The 18468-nt window shown below is 45.7% G+C and carries 13 protein-coding genes; 9 read left to right on the top strand and 4 right to left on the bottom strand.

What is annotated here, in order from left to right; genetic code table 11:
• Window positions 1-12 precede the first annotated feature (12 nt).
• Window positions 13-1209: an enoyl-ACP reductase FabV gene (gene fabV, locus BMX58_RS12605; protein WP_204243813.1), complete on the bottom strand. Its 1197-nt coding sequence runs from the start codon at window positions 1207-1209 to the stop codon at window positions 13-15.
• 445 nt (window positions 1210-1654) lie between these two features.
• Here fabV and BMX58_RS12600 point away from each other — a divergent pair, with 445 nt between their 5' ends.
• Window positions 1655-2461, top strand: coding sequence for a hypothetical protein (locus tag BMX58_RS12600; RefSeq protein WP_165605759.1), 807 nt, complete (start codon window positions 1655-1657; stop codon window positions 2459-2461).
• 358 nt (window positions 2462-2819) lie between these two features.
• Window positions 2820-3887, top strand: a complete 1068-nt coding sequence (gene allD, locus BMX58_RS12595) for an ureidoglycolate dehydrogenase (protein ID WP_068624771.1) — start codon at window positions 2820-2822, stop codon at window positions 3885-3887.
• Window positions 3888-4031: 144 nt separating this feature from the next.
• On the opposite strand, the gene BMX58_RS12590 is transcribed toward allD, so the two are convergent.
• Together BMX58_RS12590 and BMX58_RS12585 are read right to left on the bottom strand one after the other, a co-directional pair.
• Complete coding sequence (locus tag BMX58_RS12590) at window positions 4032-4640, bottom strand: DUF4230 domain-containing protein (RefSeq protein WP_068624769.1); 609 nt, start codon at window positions 4638-4640, stop codon at window positions 4032-4034.
• A 235-nt stretch (window positions 4641-4875) separates the two neighbouring features.
• Window positions 4876-5178, bottom strand: a complete 303-nt coding sequence (locus BMX58_RS12585) for an iron-sulfur cluster repair di-iron protein, ric (protein ID WP_068624767.1) — start codon at window positions 5176-5178, stop codon at window positions 4876-4878.
• 232 nt (window positions 5179-5410) lie between these two features.
• Between BMX58_RS12585 and BMX58_RS12580 the strand changes: the two genes are divergently transcribed.
• The 7 genes from BMX58_RS12580 to BMX58_RS12550 all read left to right on the top strand — a co-directional run bounded on the left by BMX58_RS12580 (window position 5411) and on the right by BMX58_RS12550 (window position 18099).
• Complete coding sequence (locus BMX58_RS12580) at window positions 5411-6712, top strand: LysM peptidoglycan-binding domain-containing protein (protein ID WP_162268645.1); 1302 nt, start codon at window positions 5411-5413, stop codon at window positions 6710-6712.
• 456 nt (window positions 6713-7168) lie between these two features.
• Window positions 7169-8110 (top strand): Wadjet anti-phage system protein JetD domain-containing protein, encoded by a 942-nt coding sequence (locus BMX58_RS12575; RefSeq protein ID WP_204243812.1) that lies wholly within the window; start codon window positions 7169-7171, stop codon window positions 8108-8110.
• A gap of 4 nt (window positions 8111-8114) precedes the next feature.
• The gene (locus tag BMX58_RS12570; RefSeq protein ID WP_068624762.1) at window positions 8115-9746 is read left to right on the top strand and encodes a hypothetical protein; all 1632 of its coding nucleotides are present in this window, start codon (window positions 8115-8117) and stop codon (window positions 9744-9746) included.
• Complete coding sequence (locus tag BMX58_RS12565; protein ID WP_068624760.1) at window positions 9736-10449, top strand: DUF6063 family protein; 714 nt, start codon at window positions 9736-9738, stop codon at window positions 10447-10449. Before BMX58_RS12570 ends, BMX58_RS12565 begins: the two co-directional genes overlap by 11 nt.
• Window positions 10442-14836: a coiled-coil domain-containing protein gene (locus BMX58_RS12560; protein ID WP_068624758.1), complete on the top strand. Its 4395-nt coding sequence runs from the start codon at window positions 10442-10444 to the stop codon at window positions 14834-14836. Before BMX58_RS12565 ends, BMX58_RS12560 begins: the two co-directional genes overlap by 8 nt.
• Window positions 14837-15516: 680 nt before the next feature.
• Window positions 15517-17283: an ammonium transporter gene (locus BMX58_RS12555; RefSeq protein WP_068624756.1), complete on the top strand. Its 1767-nt coding sequence runs from the start codon at window positions 15517-15519 to the stop codon at window positions 17281-17283.
• A 180-nt stretch (window positions 17284-17463) separates the two neighbouring features.
• Complete coding sequence (locus tag BMX58_RS12550; protein ID WP_068624754.1) at window positions 17464-18099, top strand: hypothetical protein; 636 nt, start codon at window positions 17464-17466, stop codon at window positions 18097-18099.
• 57 nt (window positions 18100-18156) lie between these two features.
• Here the strand turns inward: BMX58_RS12550 and BMX58_RS12545 are convergent.
• Window positions 18157-18468 (bottom strand): transposase (locus tag BMX58_RS12545; RefSeq protein WP_165605758.1); only part of this gene is annotated, 312 nt, incomplete at its 5' end.

The following is an 18468-nucleotide window of genomic DNA, read 5'->3' as shown; positions in this document are numbered from 1 at the left end:
GGTCTAAACAGCTTAAAATTCCAATGCTTTCAATTCTTCAATAGTCACGTCTTGCTCGACATAACCATCGACCATAAAGCCGCTTAGGTTTGAGAATTCCTTGTAAAGGATGTCATAAGCCGTCAGGTCGGATTTGAAGTTTTCTTCGTTCAACTGTTGGATAAGTGCCTTCGTTTTGGCTTGCGTGTCGCTGTCCAATTCCCAGTTATCCGGTCTCAGGCGGCCAACTTCATCATACTCGGCTTTTTCGCCATAAACCATATCGCGGTAAATGCGGTCGATGTGCATGATCGGTGTTTCGTGGGTGCCTTTTTCCGTCATCACTTTGTAAAGCGCGATGCAATAGACAGGGAAGAACGGGATCACCGAGCTGGCTTTGGTGGTAACGGCAGTAGCCACAACGATTTGGGCTTTGCCGTTGATGTCAGCCAACAATTCGTTGATGGTCTCAGCCTTTTCATCGCAGTCCGCTTTGGCAAGTCCAAGGGTACCGCCACCGTAATACGGACGGTTCAATTCTGTTCCCAAATAAGAATAGTTGGTCGTCAGCACGCCGTCAGCCAGCACATCGGCTTCCTTCAATGCTTCCATCCATAATTGCCAGTCTTCTCCACCCATGACTTTGACCGTACCGGCGATTTCTTGTTCGTTTGCGGGTTCCAGCGTTTCGGTGTAGAAAGCCTCATTTTGCATATTGATGTTCGGGCCGACTACAGGCTCCCCAAGGGCTTTGATTGCGGAAGAGTATACCTCTCCGGTATCAGGATCCGTCCGTCTGCCGCTTGCCAGACTATAAACGACTAGGTCGATTTTGCCCCCGAATTCGCTCTTGATGTACGCGATGACATCTTGCTTGCTTTCATGGCTGAAGGCATCCTGCACAAAGTTTTTGGCTATCAGGCCTTCTTTTTCAGCTGCCTCACGGAAAGCGATGTTGTTGTACCAACCGGCTGTGCCGAGATTCCGTTCGTTTTTCGGCCCCTTTTCGAATGAGACGCCGATCGTATCCGCTCCGGCACCGAAAGCCAGGCTGATCCGGCTGGCCAAACCGTAGCTTGATGACGCCCCGATGATCAATACCTTTTTCGGTCCTTGATACGTGCCTTTATTTTTCACATATGCGATCTGATTCAGTACTTCCTGCTTGCATCCAATCGGGTTTACGCCTAGGGCCACATTACCCCGAATATTCTGTTTGAATTCCAACATGATTGATTTTCCTCCATTAAGTTGTCATAGGAATATAATAGCAGAAAAATGGCCTCAAGGATAAAAAAACAGCACAGAATTAATGCTACTTACGATGAATAGTCGTATACTCGCGAAAAAATCGTACAGTATACGGCCATTTTCTTGAGACAAGCGCGGATCGATTGCAGCACCATCCTAATTATTGTTCCGTATTGTTAACATATTTTCTATTATTGCTGTAACAGGGTTATACTAAATAAGTGAACAAATAATGAGCAGCATCGGATTTTTGCAGTGACGGTCACCCATTTGTTTCAGCTAATTTCACTTAATCAATTGCACTGCTGCTATTTCGGTAAAGGCAAAATACAAGGAAAAGGAGGCAGGCAAGGAGCGGGAGTCCGTTTTTCAAGTGGACGGCAATTTATCTCTATCTGATTTTTGTTTATAGGTGGAGGACTCCTTGGCGCAAAAAATGAAAAAGACAATAGTAACAACACTAACTTTATTTTCAATGCTTGTATTGAGCGGGTGCGGAGGCTCCACTTCGACCTCGATTATCGTGGATTCAATCGGGAATGCTGCTCAGAAGAATGCGGAACTGGACAATGCCCGGTTTGAGACGACGTTCTCCATGAAGGGGGCTGCTGAGCCACTTGACCAAAGCTCGGAAGGGGCTTTCGTGAAAGCCGCGGAGTCTGATTATGAGTGGTATCAGGAGACTGTCTTCGCTGAAGAGACAACCACGGAAACGGCTCAAATCGGCGGAAAACAGTATCAGAAAATCAGAGTGCCCGGGCAAACGGAAACGCAATGGGTTGAGATTTCTTCAACTGAATTGAGTTTGCAAGACCTTTTGCGCACTCTCTTTGAGAATGACATAGTGGAAGCGGAGATTGCGGAGAGCAAGGTTGAGGATAAAGGCGGCAGCACGGAATATACACTCACCATGAGCGATGCATATGCCAAAAGGATAAAAGCCAGAAACGTGAACGAACTCCAGCAGAACATCGACGAAATGGAGCAGAATAACGAAGAAACGCTGGTCATCGAAGAGCTAGAAACCAAGCTCCAGGAAATAGAGGAGACCGACTACGAAGACATCACGATCACCTGTGAAATCAACGAGGCAGATTTCCTGACGGCTGTCCACTACGAATCCACTGTCGTGCCTCCTACTGGGGAGACCTACACTTTAAGCACCAGTTTCGCCCTGACGGAATATAATCTGAGTGACACAGGAGACTTGCTGCCAAAGATTGGAGAATAGGTGAGCCGTTGAGGTAATCCGAAAACTGGAAGTGGTTTTTGTATTCCAGTTTCTGGATATGGAGCGCATGGGAAACCAGTGTGTGGGGTTGTTGGAGATTGTAAGAAATAATAATGCGTGATTTGTATATGCTCCGGTTGAGCGGTGTATGCAGATCGCGCATTTTTTCATTCGTTTAAAACGTTCAATCGACCGTGGCCAGTTTGTGCACTTCAGCTAAATCCATCCGGATTTTCTTATGATAATGTAATCTTATAAAATGGTAGCGCTTTATGACAAGGCGAGGGCAGTCTGTTTGGCGACTCCCTATATGCATTCAGTCTAGATATCATTAGTGAAAAAGAAGGAGGAATCATTCATGTCGGAAGAAAAATTAATCAAAGTGACTCCCGATGAGTTGCATGCATTGATAAAAAATAAACTTCAAGCAGCTGGCTTGCCGGAAGTCCAAGCTGCCGAAACCGCGAACCATTTGGTGTATGCGGACTTATGCGGTGTGCATTCCCACGGCGCCGTGCGGGTGGAGTATTATTCGGAGCGCATCCATAAAGGCGGCATCACGTTGGAGCCTGAAATCAGATTCGAAAAAACCGGCGAGAGTTCCGGCGTTTTCCATGGGGACAACGCGCAAGGGCAGTATGTGGCGAACTTAGCCTTGGAACCGGCCATCCAGATGGCGAAAGAATCCGGTGTGGCGGTTGTCGGCGTGTCCAAATGCGGGCACACGGGCACCTTGTCCTACTATTTGCGCAAAATTGCCGAAGCAGGTTTAGCTGGCATGGCGATGACGCAGTCGGATCCGATGGCTGTGCCTTTCGGGGGTGCGGAGGTGTATTACGGGACCAATCCGCTCGGGTTCGGCGCGCCGAGTGCGACGGAGACGCCGCTGATTTTTGATATGGCAACCACCGTGCAGGCTTGGGGCAAGATTTTGGATGCACGCTCAAAAGGGCGCGAGATTCCGGCCGACTGGGCTGTCGATGAAAACGGCGAGCCGACAACCGATCCGGATGCAGTGAGAGGGTTGATGCCCATCGCCGGACCCAAAGGTTATGGCTTAATGATGATGGTCGACGTCTTTTCGGGCGTCCTGATGAATCTGCCGTTCAGGAAGCACGTCAGCTCCATGTACCATGACCTGAACGCCGGCCGGAACTTGGGACAACTTTATATTATCCTCGATCCAGCCCGCTTCGGGGATGCCGATACTTTCAGACAGCACATCAGCCAAACGATGGAGGAACTGAATGCCGTCAAACCGGCGGCAGGCTTCTCGAGTGTCCGTTATCCGGGCCAAGGATCGAACGAGCGTTATGAGCGGAACAAATCCGAAGGCGTGGAAATCCCGGAATCGATCATCAACTATTTGAAATCCGATGTGATCCACAACGACAGCTATGAAGGCTTGAGCGCTTTTGCCAACTGATTTTTGAATTTATGTGGGAAAAACAGGATTTATCATGAAGTTGAGAAGAAACAGCAGTGACATTTTGGAGTAAAAAGAAAACGCATGAAAGCAACGTTTGATTGTTGCATTTCATGCGATTTTTTTACATCATCGAATCTTGAATCATTTAAATTTTATGTCAGCTTCATAACCATGGGACTCCAAAACTGAAGTGAAAAATGATTTTGCTTGCTCGTTTGCTTCCTCCAAGAAGCCTTGGCTGATTTTTTCTTCCTCAAGTTGTTTTTTATGGGTGTTGATTTCGTCAATGATGGTTTGAGTAGGATAGTCAGAAAAAATAGTTCCTTTAATATCTTCTACAGTCATTTGCTCAGTCTCCACGACATTATCGAGTATTTGGGCTTCTGGGATCGTGACCAATGCATTCTTGGATGCTTCATCAATGCTTAATTCCATTTTGGACAGATCGGTCCCAGCTTTCAGATACCCAGAATATTCAATGAGGCGGATGGCTTCTGCATATTTGAAATCAGGTAAATCGAAAAAAGAAAAATTTTTGTCTGTTCGGCTGACGATTACATTACTGTACTCATACTTCAATGTTGTCAGTTCCGACATTTCAACCAGTTGCTCCCGCAGTAGAGCCGTTTCGGAGGATTTATCGGTTGAGGTTTCAAATAATGGATTGATGTCAATAAAGAGAGGAATAACTATTGCAGCTATTATGACAAAAACAGTCCACAGCACTGGATGTATAAAATTTTTCTTCATGCAATTTTCCTCGTTTCTAGTATTTTGATAGATAACACACTTGTAATTAAATGCACTTGATAATTAAAGCATCAATTTCGGATTGATTAATTAACAATATTTTAACACAAACAAGACAGCCTGGGATATGCTCCTGAGCTGTCTTGTTAAATAAATATACGGATATTTAAAACGTTACTGATTGTTTGAAGAAGCACCAATCGATGGTAATGATTCTGGAATTGTTTAGACCGCTTTAGTTTTGATAGGCTGCATCCACTTCGGCCAACATCTTGTAGACCGCTTCGTAGCTTTCGCAGACATCGCCCGGGACCGTGTAGTCATTCGAAACCGCGCGCAATTGGCTGAATTCTGCATTCAGGTCGGGTTTTTCTGTGCCTGCTGCGTCTGCCTTTGCCATGATGGCATCCACTAGCTTATGCACCTCATGGAATTCCGGGTGATTCTCCCCATGGACGCGTGCGACGATCGGCACATACTGCGCCAAAGTTGGAAAGATGGCTTCCTTCACTTCGTTGAATGTATGTTGATTGGACATATGAGATCCTTCTTTCTGAGTTTTGATACTTTCATTGTAATACGGATCCGCCAAAAGATACTTGATCTGCGTCAAGAAAAAGAGCGGGAGGGCTTCTTTTGATTAAGTCATGCGGAAGCAGTACAATTCAGATGTAGAGCAAGAGGCACGTTTTTGCCGCCAATGCACACTTTCGGATGATATTTTCTGGCCAATGGCAATGTTGATGGGTTCGGAAAAGAGGCGAAGAGCAATGCTTGTCCATGTAAAAAATTGGCGCAAGTCGGCAGCGGCTGTTCTGTTTTCGGTATTGTTTCTTTTCGGCATGTTTTCGATGAATAATATTGCTGCTCATGCGCAGACACAGATCGCAGCCCAGGAAAATGCAGTCTACACAGTCAAGCCGGGCGACACACTGTATGGCATCGCAATCAGATATGGCGTGACTGTCCGACAGCTGGTGAAGGCAAATGCGATCGCCAATCCCGACCTGATCAGGGTCGGCCTCCGACTGATTATTCCCGCGCGGGTGGGTCATCCGCAGTCTTTCGGCAGGTATTATACGGTGGTGCCAGGCGACACGCTGTCCGAAATCGCGCTCGGGTATGGTGTGACCGTCCCGCAAATGGTGAAAACCAATGCGATTGCTGATCCTGAACTGATTTATGTCGGCCAGATACTGGCGATCCCGCTTGCGGAGAGTTTCACGCAACGCGAGATCCTTTCCGCAGGCGGAGGCTATGTGACAGGGCTGAAAAAGGATGGGACTGTCGTTGCCGCTGGGTGGAATGAAGCCGGGCAAGGCGAGGTTTGGGACTGGACGAAAATGGTATCCGTGTCTGCGGGGGCCTTTCACACGGTGGGGCTGAAGGCGGATGGCACGGTGGTGGCTGCTGGAAGCAATCACAACGGTGAAGGCGAGGTCGGCAAGTGGACGGACATTGTGGCTATAGCTGCCGGCATTGGGCACACAGTCGGTCTCAAAGCGGATGGCACGGTCATCGCGACCGGAAACAACGCAAACGGTGAGTGCGCTGTCCAAGACTGGACAGACATCGTTGCCATATCAGCGGGATATGGGTATACCTTGGGCCTGAAAGCGGACGGAAAAGTTGTCGCCACTGGCAAAAATGATTGGAACCAACTCGCGGTATCCGGATGGACGGATATCGTATCCATTTCTGCCAGCGATGCGCATGCTGTCGGTTTGAAGGCGGACGGAACCGTCGTTGTGACGGGGGACAACGGCTACGATCAATCCGCGGTTTCAGGCTGGACAAATATCATCGCCGTAGCCGCCGGAAGCCATCACACAGTAGGTTTGAAATCGGATGGTACGGTCGTTGCGACAGGCTATAATCAGGAAGGGCAATGTGCGGTATCCGACTGGCAAGATGTGATCGCCATTTCGGCGGGCGGCAACACGTTCGGACTCAGAAAAGACGGCACTGTCGCGGTTGCCGGTGAGAATGTTTGGGATCAGTATGCGGTCTTGGGCTGGACGAATATCGGACATCCTGAAACGAATACGCAGGAAACAAGGGCAGGAAAATGAAGTCGTGCATCGCATCATCAGCACGAAGAATCCACTGCATATCCTTGATATGATAGCAAGCATTCGGAAATGAGAGCCAGAACAACAGTACAAAGAGCCCTACAGAATGGAAAAAAGTGCCTTCTGTAGGTTTTTTAGTTGGTTTTTCATATGCAAACAGTCAAAGACGAGATATAACCATTGTGAAATATAGTCAAAAATGTTGATTTATCAAATTTTAATGCCGCTACTTGTTATTTATGGATTATGCTGTGGCTGTTTTAAGTTTTTAAAAAAAATACAGCAAGATAGTGTATGATGGAATAAGAAATTGGCAATATATTGTATTTTAAAAGAGGCCATCCGTTTTACGAAGGTTTTTCACAATCAACACCGGGGGATTTCATTATGAAAAAGGACATCAGGGTTTTAGGGAAGAAAAAAATAACTTTATCCGAAATAGAAAAGTTTTACGCAATGGAAGATTATACAAAGTTATACGATACAGTTAATAAACTTATTGATGATGGGATAATTGCAGTCGTGAAGAGCAGCAATTTAAATGGCAAAAGACCGGCGTTACGGACTGCCTATCGTGTGTTGCCGATTGTTGAAGACAACACCGAGCTGATAAACGAATTAAGGTATACAATGGACATGAAATTGGATACAAGCTACTATTTAAAAAATATCGCATCATACAAGGCGGATCGGGCTGAGGTAATGAAGCTGAACGCCTATTTTTTGCACCATGGCCATAAATTGAATAACAGGGTATCCATCAACGAGCGCAGTTTTGAAATTTGGGGAAGGGAAAAATTCCTAAGCAGAGAAGGCGGCATTAAGATTCTGAAGAATCTCGGACTTTCGGAAGAATATCTGAATTACTATGGGACATCTGTCCCCCTTGCTTATTATTCCCACAGCAAGAAGACACCGCAGAAGATCCTGATCCTGGAGAATAAGGACACCTTTTTCAGCATGCGAAAGCACCTGCTGGAGGGGAACAACGCGATATTCGGAACTGAAATCGCCACACTTGTGTACGGCGGAGGCAAAAACATATTCAAAAGCTTCGAGGACTTCGGCATTTCTGTCGAACCATACATAGCGAACGCCGACAATGCCATCCTGTACCTCGGCGATCTGGATTATGAAGGCATCTATATTTACGAATGGCTGAAGAAAGAAATCGGTGACGCATACGCTCTCCAGCCGTTCATGGAGGGCTATACTACGATGATCGATAAATATACGGGAATGGACATGCCCTTGCCCAAAACAAAAGCTGGGCAGAACCGAAATATTTCGGAACTGTTTTTACGGGAATTTGATGAGGAGTATCGGAAAGTGATAGTGGACATCTTGCAGAGAGATGAATATATCCCGCAGGAAATTTTGAATATAGGAGACTTCTGAGCCGATGGAGTATGAATTTCTGAATAATTTTAACGAAAGAATGAAGCGGGTGGGTGCCTATGCCCTGCTGTACAAAAACAGCATGCAGAAGACCACTTGGAAAAAATTTGGGTTCGAGAACTTTGATGAGCAGACCAACATCATCTTTGCGGTGCTTCTATACGTCATGGAGCAGTCTCTGAAGGATGAACCTTGTACATTGGACGACATAGGCAGCTTTGTAGATGACCTCAATATGAGCTATCTGAAAAAAACGCTGACTTATGAAGATTGCAAGGACTTGGCTGACTTCATTGTCAACACCGTTCTCTGTGATGATGGAAATGCCATGTATTTCAACGGATATGATTTTTCCGAAAAGGAGTATCAGGCAATCAACATCAGCTTTTTGAATAACGAAATCATTTATCTCGAAGATACCGTGCGACGTACAAGCTTCAAGCTTTCCAACGATGGGTACTCTCTTTTGCTTTCGACTTTAGAGATGGAAGCGAACATGCGATTGACCATCCATGAATTCATCTTCAAAATGCATCTGGATAAGCAGAGTTACGATAAGGCGGTCGAAGACGTGAAAAACATCTTCAATCTGATCAGGATTCAGCTCCAGAAGATGCAGGAGGCTGTCCTAAAGATTAAGCAGAACGCACTCTCCTATTCAGTACAGGAATATAAAAATCTGATGGATGAAAACTTGAGTTCATTGGAGACGACCAAAAACAAGTTCGACAGCTACAAGAATCACGTCCGTGAAAGAATTATCGAATTCGAGGAACAGGATATCAACATCAAAAAGCTTGATGAAGAGGAACTCGATAAGCTGAATTACCTGAAGATCATTGAAATGTACCTATCGCGAGCTATCGAAGAGCAACAGAAATTGCTGAAGGCTCACTTCGATCTCAAAGATGTTTACGCTAAAGAACTGGAGGACCTTTCACAAATGTCATTGATAAAGCGTTTCAATATCCGGAAGGATCTGTATGATTTGGTTCTCGAAGACGCCGGGCAGTTGGAAGATATCCATTATTTCTTGGCACCGCTGTTCCGAAAAAAAGTCAGGAAGAGCTATAACATCAGCAAAGCAATCCAGTATCAAAAGACTATCCGAAAGAAGGAAGCGGAAGATGATGTGGAGATGCTTTCCTTTGATGAGGAGGATTGGGAATCGGAGCAACAGCGTCTGCGAAAAGAAAAACTGAACAAATACAAGCATTCTTTACAGGTAATATTGAGTTTGGCGACCGAAAGAGGAGCGATTTCCCTGCATGAAATCAGCTCTATCGTTTCCGAGAAAAAGGAGTTGTTGGAAAAGTTGATTCCGACAATCGAAATCTTCCGGGAAATCATCATCGAATTGCTGAAGAACAAGTCTGTGAATGTGCAGGAACTCCGGGAAGAAAAGACGCAATATACGGAAGAGTTGGCGCCGCAATTCCAATTGAACGAGACCGTACTCGACATCGTGGAGGAGTCGCCGGAATTAGGGGACATTACCCATATTATTGCAAGCAAGTTATCTAGCAAAGAAAAGGTGAAGTTCCGCGAAGTGTCCAGCAAGGACGGAATGGTTAAAGTCGTGACTTGTTCAGATATTTTATTTGAGGTGAAAAGGGGGATTAAACATGGCATATGAGGTGGAAGAAATCAAATTCAGCCAAAATATCTTTTATCATCTCCTGAAAAAGGGAGAGTTGAATGAGAAAGATGATAAGGAACTATTCAGGGCCTATTCCGAGAACGAACGTGTGATGAATTTGGTGAAGCAACAAGGAGAAACAAGCGATAGCGTCATCGAAAAATATGGCGGAACGATTTATCTCATTCCTAAAGAAGACAATGATTTTCTTGGTTATTCAAAAGGCGAACTGAAGGCAGAACTTTGTAGGAGCAACGCGAACGATAAAGACTATTACCTATCCCAATTCGTAATTTTGACGCTTCTGGTCGAGATGTACGGTTCACAGGGAAGTTCAGCTAAGTCGCGGAACTATTTGAGGGGTGGAGACTTGCTGAACATCATCTCGAGCAGGCTTAAAGAAGGTGCAGAAAAAGACGAGAATGAACAGGATAATGGCGGAATTGCTTTTTCGAACATGCAAGAGCGCTTTGAATCCCTAAAGAGCGGCGACCGGACCAGTCGTTCGAAAACCACAAAGGAAGGTTTTATATACACTATCATGAAATTTTTGGAGAACCAAAACTTGATCGTTTATGTTGAGGTGGACGACATGATTACGACTTCGAAGAAACTGGATCATTTCATGGACTGGAACATACTGAATAAAAACAACTACAACAGGGTCCTCGTTGCTTTAGGGGAGGAAGAATATGAGTAAGATCAATGCTGTCAGAATCATCAACTTGAACTACAACAACAATACGATGAGAATCGATGATGAGCTTTTTCATTTGAATGGGGAGAGCACGCTTCTTTCGTTGCGCAACGGGGGAGGAAAAACAGTCCTTGTACAGATGATGTTGGCTCCCTTCGTGACTAAAAGATACCGGAATCTGAAGGACCGTCCTTTTGCTAGTTACTTCACATCCACTACCCCAACCTATATATTGGTGGAATGGGAATTGGACGGAGCTGCGAATAAGCTCCTTACCGGGATGATGGTCCGAAAAAGGAATTACGCTTCCGATGAGGACTCCAAAGATGATTTGGAAATCGTCAATTTCATCAACGAATACAGCGGACAAAATCCGAATGATATCCACAACATATCGCTTGTCGAAAAGGACGGCGGAAGAAAAAAGGTCAAGAGTTTCGGAAATGCCAAATCCTTATTCGAGTCCCTGAAGAAAAACCAGGAATGCAACTTCAATTACTACGATATGACACAGTATAATCAGTCGAAAACCTACTTTGCCAAACTGAAGGAATATCAGATCAACAATAAGGAATGGGAGTCCATCATCCACAAAATCAACCTCAAGGAATCCGGTCTATCAGAACTTTTCGTTGAATCAAAAAGTGCGGAAGGGCTGATAGAAAAATGGTTCCTTAAAACGGTGGAGGACAAGTTGAATGTTGACGAGGACAAAATCAAGAACTTCCAGGAAATAGTGTTCCATTATGCCAAGCAATACCGGGAAAACAAGGTGAAAATTGATAAAAAAGCATCCATCGAAGAGTTTTTTGCGGATGGAGAATGCATCCGGCGTCATGCCGAAGAACTTCAAACGTGCCAAAGGGAGCGTTCGGCATTCGAAAATAAAATCGCTAACCTTGTCATGGCGATTGAAAGAAAAAAAGTCGAGCAGGATTCGCTTAAAGAAAAGTTGCAGGAGCAGATTGTGCACATCCTAGGCGAAATAGAGGACATCGAATATGAGAAACTTTCTCTGGAAATCTATCGATGCCAAGAATCAAGAGAAAAGACAGAAGAGACCATAGCTAAGGCCCAGAATGTCCTTGATGAAAATGAGTCGCACCTTCAGGAACAGATACAAATGCGCAATATTTTTGAGTGTGCTAAGTTATTGGAGGAGTACCGAGATTTCTCCAAAGAAGTTCAGGAACTGGAAAATAAACTGGAAATACTGAAGAGTGATACGAAAGACATGAGCGCGGAAAGGGACAATTTGGGTTACACACTCAGTGTCCATTACGGTAAGGAACAAGAGGCAGCCCGGGGAAATTCCGCTGAAGTTGCGCTGGAAGTAGAGCAGTTGAAGAATGGGATCGAAAAAGCGGAAGAGCAGATCGATTCGCTGAACGACGATTTGAACCGTGCCGCGTCGACATCAGGCGGGATTGATGAAAGCATCAGAGGGTTTGACGCATCCGAAGGCCGATTCAATAACAAACATAACGTGGGATTCATGAGAAATCTCACCGGCTATTACGATGATGGGATGCTGATCGAGACTGGGATAGAATACAGCAATTCGAGAGACGCTGTTTCAAAGAGGATTGCCGTTTTAAACGACTTTCTGTACAACAAGGACAAAGAAAAGAGGTCCTTGGAACGAGCCATAACCAATGCAAGGGCGAAGATGGCAACTGATATCGAAAAACTGAATTATACCAACCATACGCTCGAACAGTTTGAGCAGGAATTATACGAAAGGAAAGATACCCTGAAATACATTGGTTTGGATGAAGATAGGGTATTCGAAAAAGACAGCATAGTCGATGCATTCGACAAACGGATTGCTGCAATGAGAACAGATCAGGCCAAGTTGCATTCGGAGCTGGAGAGGCAAAGGGCGGAACAGAATAAATTGCAGACCGGCAAAATAGCGGAATTGCCGGGCGATATTTCGGCGGAATTCGGGAAACGTGATATTCCGGTTATATACGGGATGGAATGGCTGCGGAAGTCCGAAAACGCAAAGACTGCAGGGGTAAGATTGGTGCGCGACAATCCGTTCATTCCGTATTCCTTGATCATGAACAGACGGGATATCGAAAAGCTAGAGAAGGAACCTATAGAAAGCTTCACCTCGTACCCAATCGTGATCCTGTGCAGGGAGGAAATGGATCATGCCTTCTCATCCGGCGGCAAGAAATTGCTTGACTTAGGCAAAGTCAATTTCCTGATTTCCTTCAACAACAAGTTGATTGACAAAGAGGAATTGGAAGTCATTATCCGGAAAAAAGAAAAGGAGATTTTTGACCTAGAGAAAAGAATCGAGGATAAGCAGAATGAAATCGATATTCTTGAAGGAAAAAGAATCCGAGTAATCTCCACCAGAGTCGACAAGGACAGTTATTCCAATGCGGAAGCGGAGAGAAAAAAATATGAAGACGAGCTTTCCGCCACAGATCAGACGCTTAGGGGGTTGAGCATCTCTATTTCTGCCATCACGAAAGAATATGATTCAGCGACGGCCGAATTGAGGATGAAGAAGGACACAGAAGGCAATTTGCAGAGACAGATTGCCGATTTGGAGGAATTTAAAGGAGAATACATCCGTTATTGCGACAATCTGCAAAGGCAAAACCGTTTGAAGGCTGCAGTGGCGGCCACCCGTGCCCAGCTTGACGAGCAAAGAAAGCAAAAAAAAATACTTGAAATAGATAAAGAGAAACAAGAAGAAAGGTTAAGGTATTTCCGCGATAAGGAATCGGAAATCGGCAAAAAATTGGAGAACTATCATTCGTTCAAAGAAGGTACCTTGGTGGAGAAGGATATCGAAGACGTCGAGTCCCGGTTCGAGAGCCTCTCAACGAAAATTACAGAAGATGTGAAGAATCTTGAAAAAATGCTTGAAACAGCGAGAAAAAGGTTCAGTAAAAAAGAGATGAGCCTTTCAAGGAAGTCAAGTGAATATCATTTGGTTGATAGCCAATTCACGGAAGTGTTGTATGACCTATATAAAGAGGAACAGATAGGGAAGGAAATCGAAAAGCTGAGATGCAAGTCAGCTGAGATTACTGTTAAACTAAATGAGCATAAAACTAAAAAAGCAGTGATCGAGAATACGATTCAAGGGTACTTCGCCGATCTGAAGAAGAATTACGATAAGGAAGAACCGAAAGCGCGCAACGAAATCAAGGAATATGATTATATCGAAAAAATCTGTATCCTTGAAGACCGGAAAAAGGGAATCGAACGGGATTCAGGCAAACTTGAAGCTCAAATGAAGCGGATAAGTGAAAATCGCACTGCGTTGGCTGAGTACGACCGCTTCCCGATAATCTCGGAACTCGAACTAGAAGTGGATTATGAGGACCTGGATCGATTCAGGGGAGAAATGCTGCGTGACTACAGAAAGTCCCAGACCGAGGAAAACGATAAGATTGGCCAACTAAGCATGGAAGTCGCAAAGATTCTTCGCAAAAAAATATTCAGCAGCGATGATTTCTTCAGGAAACCTTTGGAGACATTGGAGACTCTTTCAAAAGATCCGGACAGTTTTTTGGAGAACTTGGAAATTACGATCGAATCCTATCGCACGCTGATGGGAAAATTGGCAGCGGACATAGAATTGATTCAGAAAGAGAAGGAAAGTGTACTTCAAAACATATTTGATTACATCCATGAAATCCATGAAAACCTCGGCAAGATAGACAGAAATTCTTCCATCAACATCAGGGGCCGCTCAATCAAAATGCTCCGGATCATCTTGCCTGATTGGGAAGAAAACCAAGCCTTGTACAAGCAGCGGCTCAACGATTTGCTGGATACGGTGACCGCAAGAACGTTGGACAGATTGGATCAGAACGAGAATGCCGAAGAAACCATCTCTGCTGCAATCACAACTAAAAATCTATATAACGATGTGGTGACTATCAGCAGCATTGAAGTTAAGTTATTCAAAATCGAAGAAGAGAGGGAACGTCAAATCAGTTGGAATGACGTAGCGAAAAATTCTGGAGGGGAAGGCTTCCTTTCTGCCTTCGTCATCCTGTCCAGCCTTTTGTCCTACATGGGAAAGGATGAAAAGGACATCTTCGCAGATAAAGTGAACAGTAAAGTCCTGGTGATGGACAATCCGTTTGCACAGACGAATGCAGATCATTTGTTGAAGCCGCTGATGGAGATTGCCAGGAAGAGCAACACGCAACTGGTGTGTCTGTCCGGATTGGGCGGCGATAGCATTTACAACCGCTTCGACAACATCTACGTGCTGAACTTGATTTCTTCAAAACTAAAGGGCGGTGTGCAGTTCCTGCATGCGGAGCATCTGAAGGGTGAAGAGGCAGGGGAAGTAATGGAGGCATCCCACTTCAAAATAACCGAAGAAATCGACCAGATGGATTTGTTCTGAGAATGAGATAGTTACAAAAAGAAGGCTGAGATTCCCTGAGTGGATCTTGGCCTTTTCCTTAGCTTCAATTTTAGCAAGTGGATATTTCGGCGTTTCCCGTTCAGTTACATGAAAAGCTGACGCAAAAAAGCAGAAATACTGCCATGCAAGGGTCATTATTTTGGGGAAAAATAGAATAATGGACAGTATCGATGACGTGAAAATTCCTTGATACTGTCATCCAATCCCCGCAAACTGACTTTTTCTGAAATTCACCAGTTTATTGATAGAAATCACTGGAAAAGCCTATCCGGCAATCTTTTTGACGTTGTGTCCTTGGCCCGCCTGTGACAGGTAATGTGAGCTTATTCACACAGGTATCTCGGCTTAGCGCAGGAAATGCAACGGGAAGAATGAACCCATTCTGTACAGCTTAAGTCCTGAGAAAGCCCGGTCCTGAGGCATGAAGAGCAACAGAAGCGCCCTTGCGCGTAGACTTTTAGATATCCGGAAGAGGCAGGCTGTCAAAGAACGCCGAAATTTGCGAGCGCTGTCATTTATTTTTGTTTAATCCCAGCTTCGTGTTACATATAGTCCCATCGGCTGTGAGAATCGGAATGACTAGCTGCTTTTTTGACTATATAATTTGCTCCAGAGTACAAAACAAATCAGAAATTTTAAACATAAAGGAGAGCAAGTTAATGGAAATCAATATGGCGGACACGACTTTCATGTTCCTCGCAACGGTAATGGTCCTGCTGATGACCCCAGCGTTATCGTTATTTTACGGAGGGATGGTCAGGGAAAAAAATGTTCTGAGCACAACCATGCACAGTTATGCAGCTATTGTAGTAGTTGTCATTCAATGGATCCTTTTGGGTTATTCCTTGTCATTCGGAGGGGACAACGCGATCATCGGCGACTTTTCGTTTGCTTTTCTGAATAATGTCGGGTTCTCCCCTGTCGATTATGCTCCGACCATCCCGCATCAGTTGTTCATGATGTTCCAATTGGCTTTTGCGATCATCACGCCTGCGATCATTTCAGGAAGCGTTGCGGAAAGAATGAAGTTTCCGGCGTATCTTGCTTTCGTCTTGCTTTGGTTGACTTTGGTCTATGATCCGATTGCGCATTGGGTATGGGGCAACGGCGGTTGGATCCGCGAACTAGGCGCGCTCGACTTCGCAGGCGGAACGGTCATCCACGTCAGCGCCGGCATTTCTGCGCTGGTGGCTGCGATTTTTGTCGGCAAAAGAACCAACAAAGAAGCTGTCCGGCCGCATAACATCCCGATGACGATGATCGGCGCCGGTTTGTTGCTGTTCGGCTGGTTCGGCTTCAATGCCGGCAGCGCGCTCAGCATGAATGGCATTGCCATAAATGCCTTCATCACAACGACCGTATCGGGAGCTGCAGCTGGGTTCAGCTGGCTGATGTGCGAATGGGTACTGCATAAAAAACCGACTGCATTAGGCTTGGTCAGCGGGATCATCGCCGGACTTGGCTCGATTACGCAAAGCGCCGGTTATGTCAGCCCATTCTCGGCTCTGCTCATCGGTTTCATTGGCGGACTACTTTGTTTCTTCGCTGTCACTGAATTGAAAAAGAGAATCGGTTATGATGATGCACTCGATGCTTTTGGCTGCCATGGCGTCGGCGGCATCTGGGGCGGAATCTCAGCCGGGATTTTCGCGACATCTTCAATCAATCCGGATATAACCGGTGGCTTGGTGGATGGCAATGCTGGACTGTTAATCGCTGAAATCATCAGCATCCTTGCGGTCACCGCTTATTCGGCAGTCATTTCCTTTGTCATCCTGAAGCTGATCAGCTTGGTTATGCCGGTCAGGGCCACTGAAGAGGAAGAGGAAGACGGTTTGGACTATTCGTTGCACGGCGAAACAGCTTATGGATCCGTCAGTGCTGCCGGCCTTTCGGTTGGTTCGCATGATGCGGTTGCCGTTCCGGCCAGTCCATCCCTTTCACCGAAAAAACAGTTCGGGTCAGAAGTGGTTGCTATGGAAGAAGCCGTTGTGGTGGAAGACCACGTGACAGCGATGCCGAGCAACAAGGCGCATAAAACGCCAAAAATGACCAAAGTTGAAATTCTGATCAATGAAAGCAAATTTGATCATTTGAAAAAAGCTTTGAACGGCATCGGCGTCACCGGCATGACGGTCGTGAATGTGTTCGGCTACGGTGTGCAAAAGGGGCATTCGACCTATTACCGCGGGGTGGAGACCGATGCGGATCTGTTGCCTAAAGTTCGGGTGGAGGTCGTGATCAGCAAGGTGCCGCTTCAAAAAGTCATCGAAACCGCGAGAAAAGCTTTGTACACAGGGAACATCGGCGACGGGAAAATTTTTGTGTATGATGTTGAAAATGTCATCCGCGTGAGCACCGGCGAAGAAGGTGCGCAAGCATTGGCGTACAATGGCGATGCGGAGCTATTGCGCGCGACTTCTTGATCGGAACAAAATATTAAGGGTCGTGAGGTCGGGATTTTTTTCTCAGGCCCATCCAAAAATAAATGAAGCACTTGTCAGAGGTTGAATCTGACTGGTGCTTCATTTTTTTCGATTTAGACAATTGGCGGTATAATGAAGGTGAATTTTACAGAAGGGAACAGACTACGGGAGGTGGATTTCATGGCTAAAAAAACAAGCAACGACGCAAACGGACTGCGGTTATTGAAAAAATGGTGGTTTTGGCTGATTTTTGTTGCGGCAGTCGGGATGATGGCTGTATTCGGCGGGGGAACGGATAAGGCGGAAACGAGCACATCCGACAATGCAGCGGAAGCCGCGATAGCTAATTTTGAAGAGATGGCGGCTGCAGCCAGCGAAGAGCAAGCCGAGGCGAAAAAACAGGCGGAGGCGGCCATCCAAGCAGCCGAAGCGAAAGCCAATGCTGAAGCTCAGGCCAAAGCACAGGCCGAAGCGGAGGCCAAACTCAAAGATCCCGCGAATTACCGGACGGATATCAGCTACGATCAATTGGCACAGACGCCGGACGCTTATGATTCCCAACTGATCGCCATGTCCGGTCGGGTCCTGCAAGTGATCCAAGGTGAGGAATCATCGCAAATGTTGGTTGCGATTGATGACAAGGAAGGCTCCGTCATTTTTCTGGCATATGAATCGGATACTGTCGAATCCGGATTTTCGGAAAATGACCTCATCAAATTTTATGGGACGGCTGCCGGGACGATCAGTTATGAGTCCACTCTTGGAGAAACGATTACGGTGGCGGCTGCCTTCGTGAATATGCTTGAAAGGCAATGAGTCGCGTCCCGCTTTGGGTATAAATAATGTCTGCTGAATAAATCCCTAATTGTTAGCTTACGGGATTACCAAGGGTTCCATTCTTGGTAATCTCATCCATCGGATGATAGTCAAAAAAATGCGCAATGAAACCTTGGACAGGTTCATTGTAAGGATGGATAAAGCAATCACACATAGACTGGTCTCTTCAAGGCGTGTTCGAATAAGCCTGAGCCCGTACTTTCTTTTCGCCAGGCTGAAGCCTCTTTCGACCTCCACTCGATTGCAGTTATCGATGTATTCTTGTTTTTTGTCTACTTTTTGATCCTTCTTGGGCCTGCCGAGCGACGGTCCAGATAAGCGAATGCCTAATTGTTTGCAGTAGCTTAA

The organism is Trichococcus ilyis, from assembly GCF_900109135.1.
Lineage (GTDB): Bacteria > Bacillota > Bacilli > Lactobacillales > Aerococcaceae > Trichococcus > Trichococcus ilyis.
Note: the sequence above shows the minus strand (reverse complement) of the source record. Positions and strands in the feature narration are given on the sequence as shown.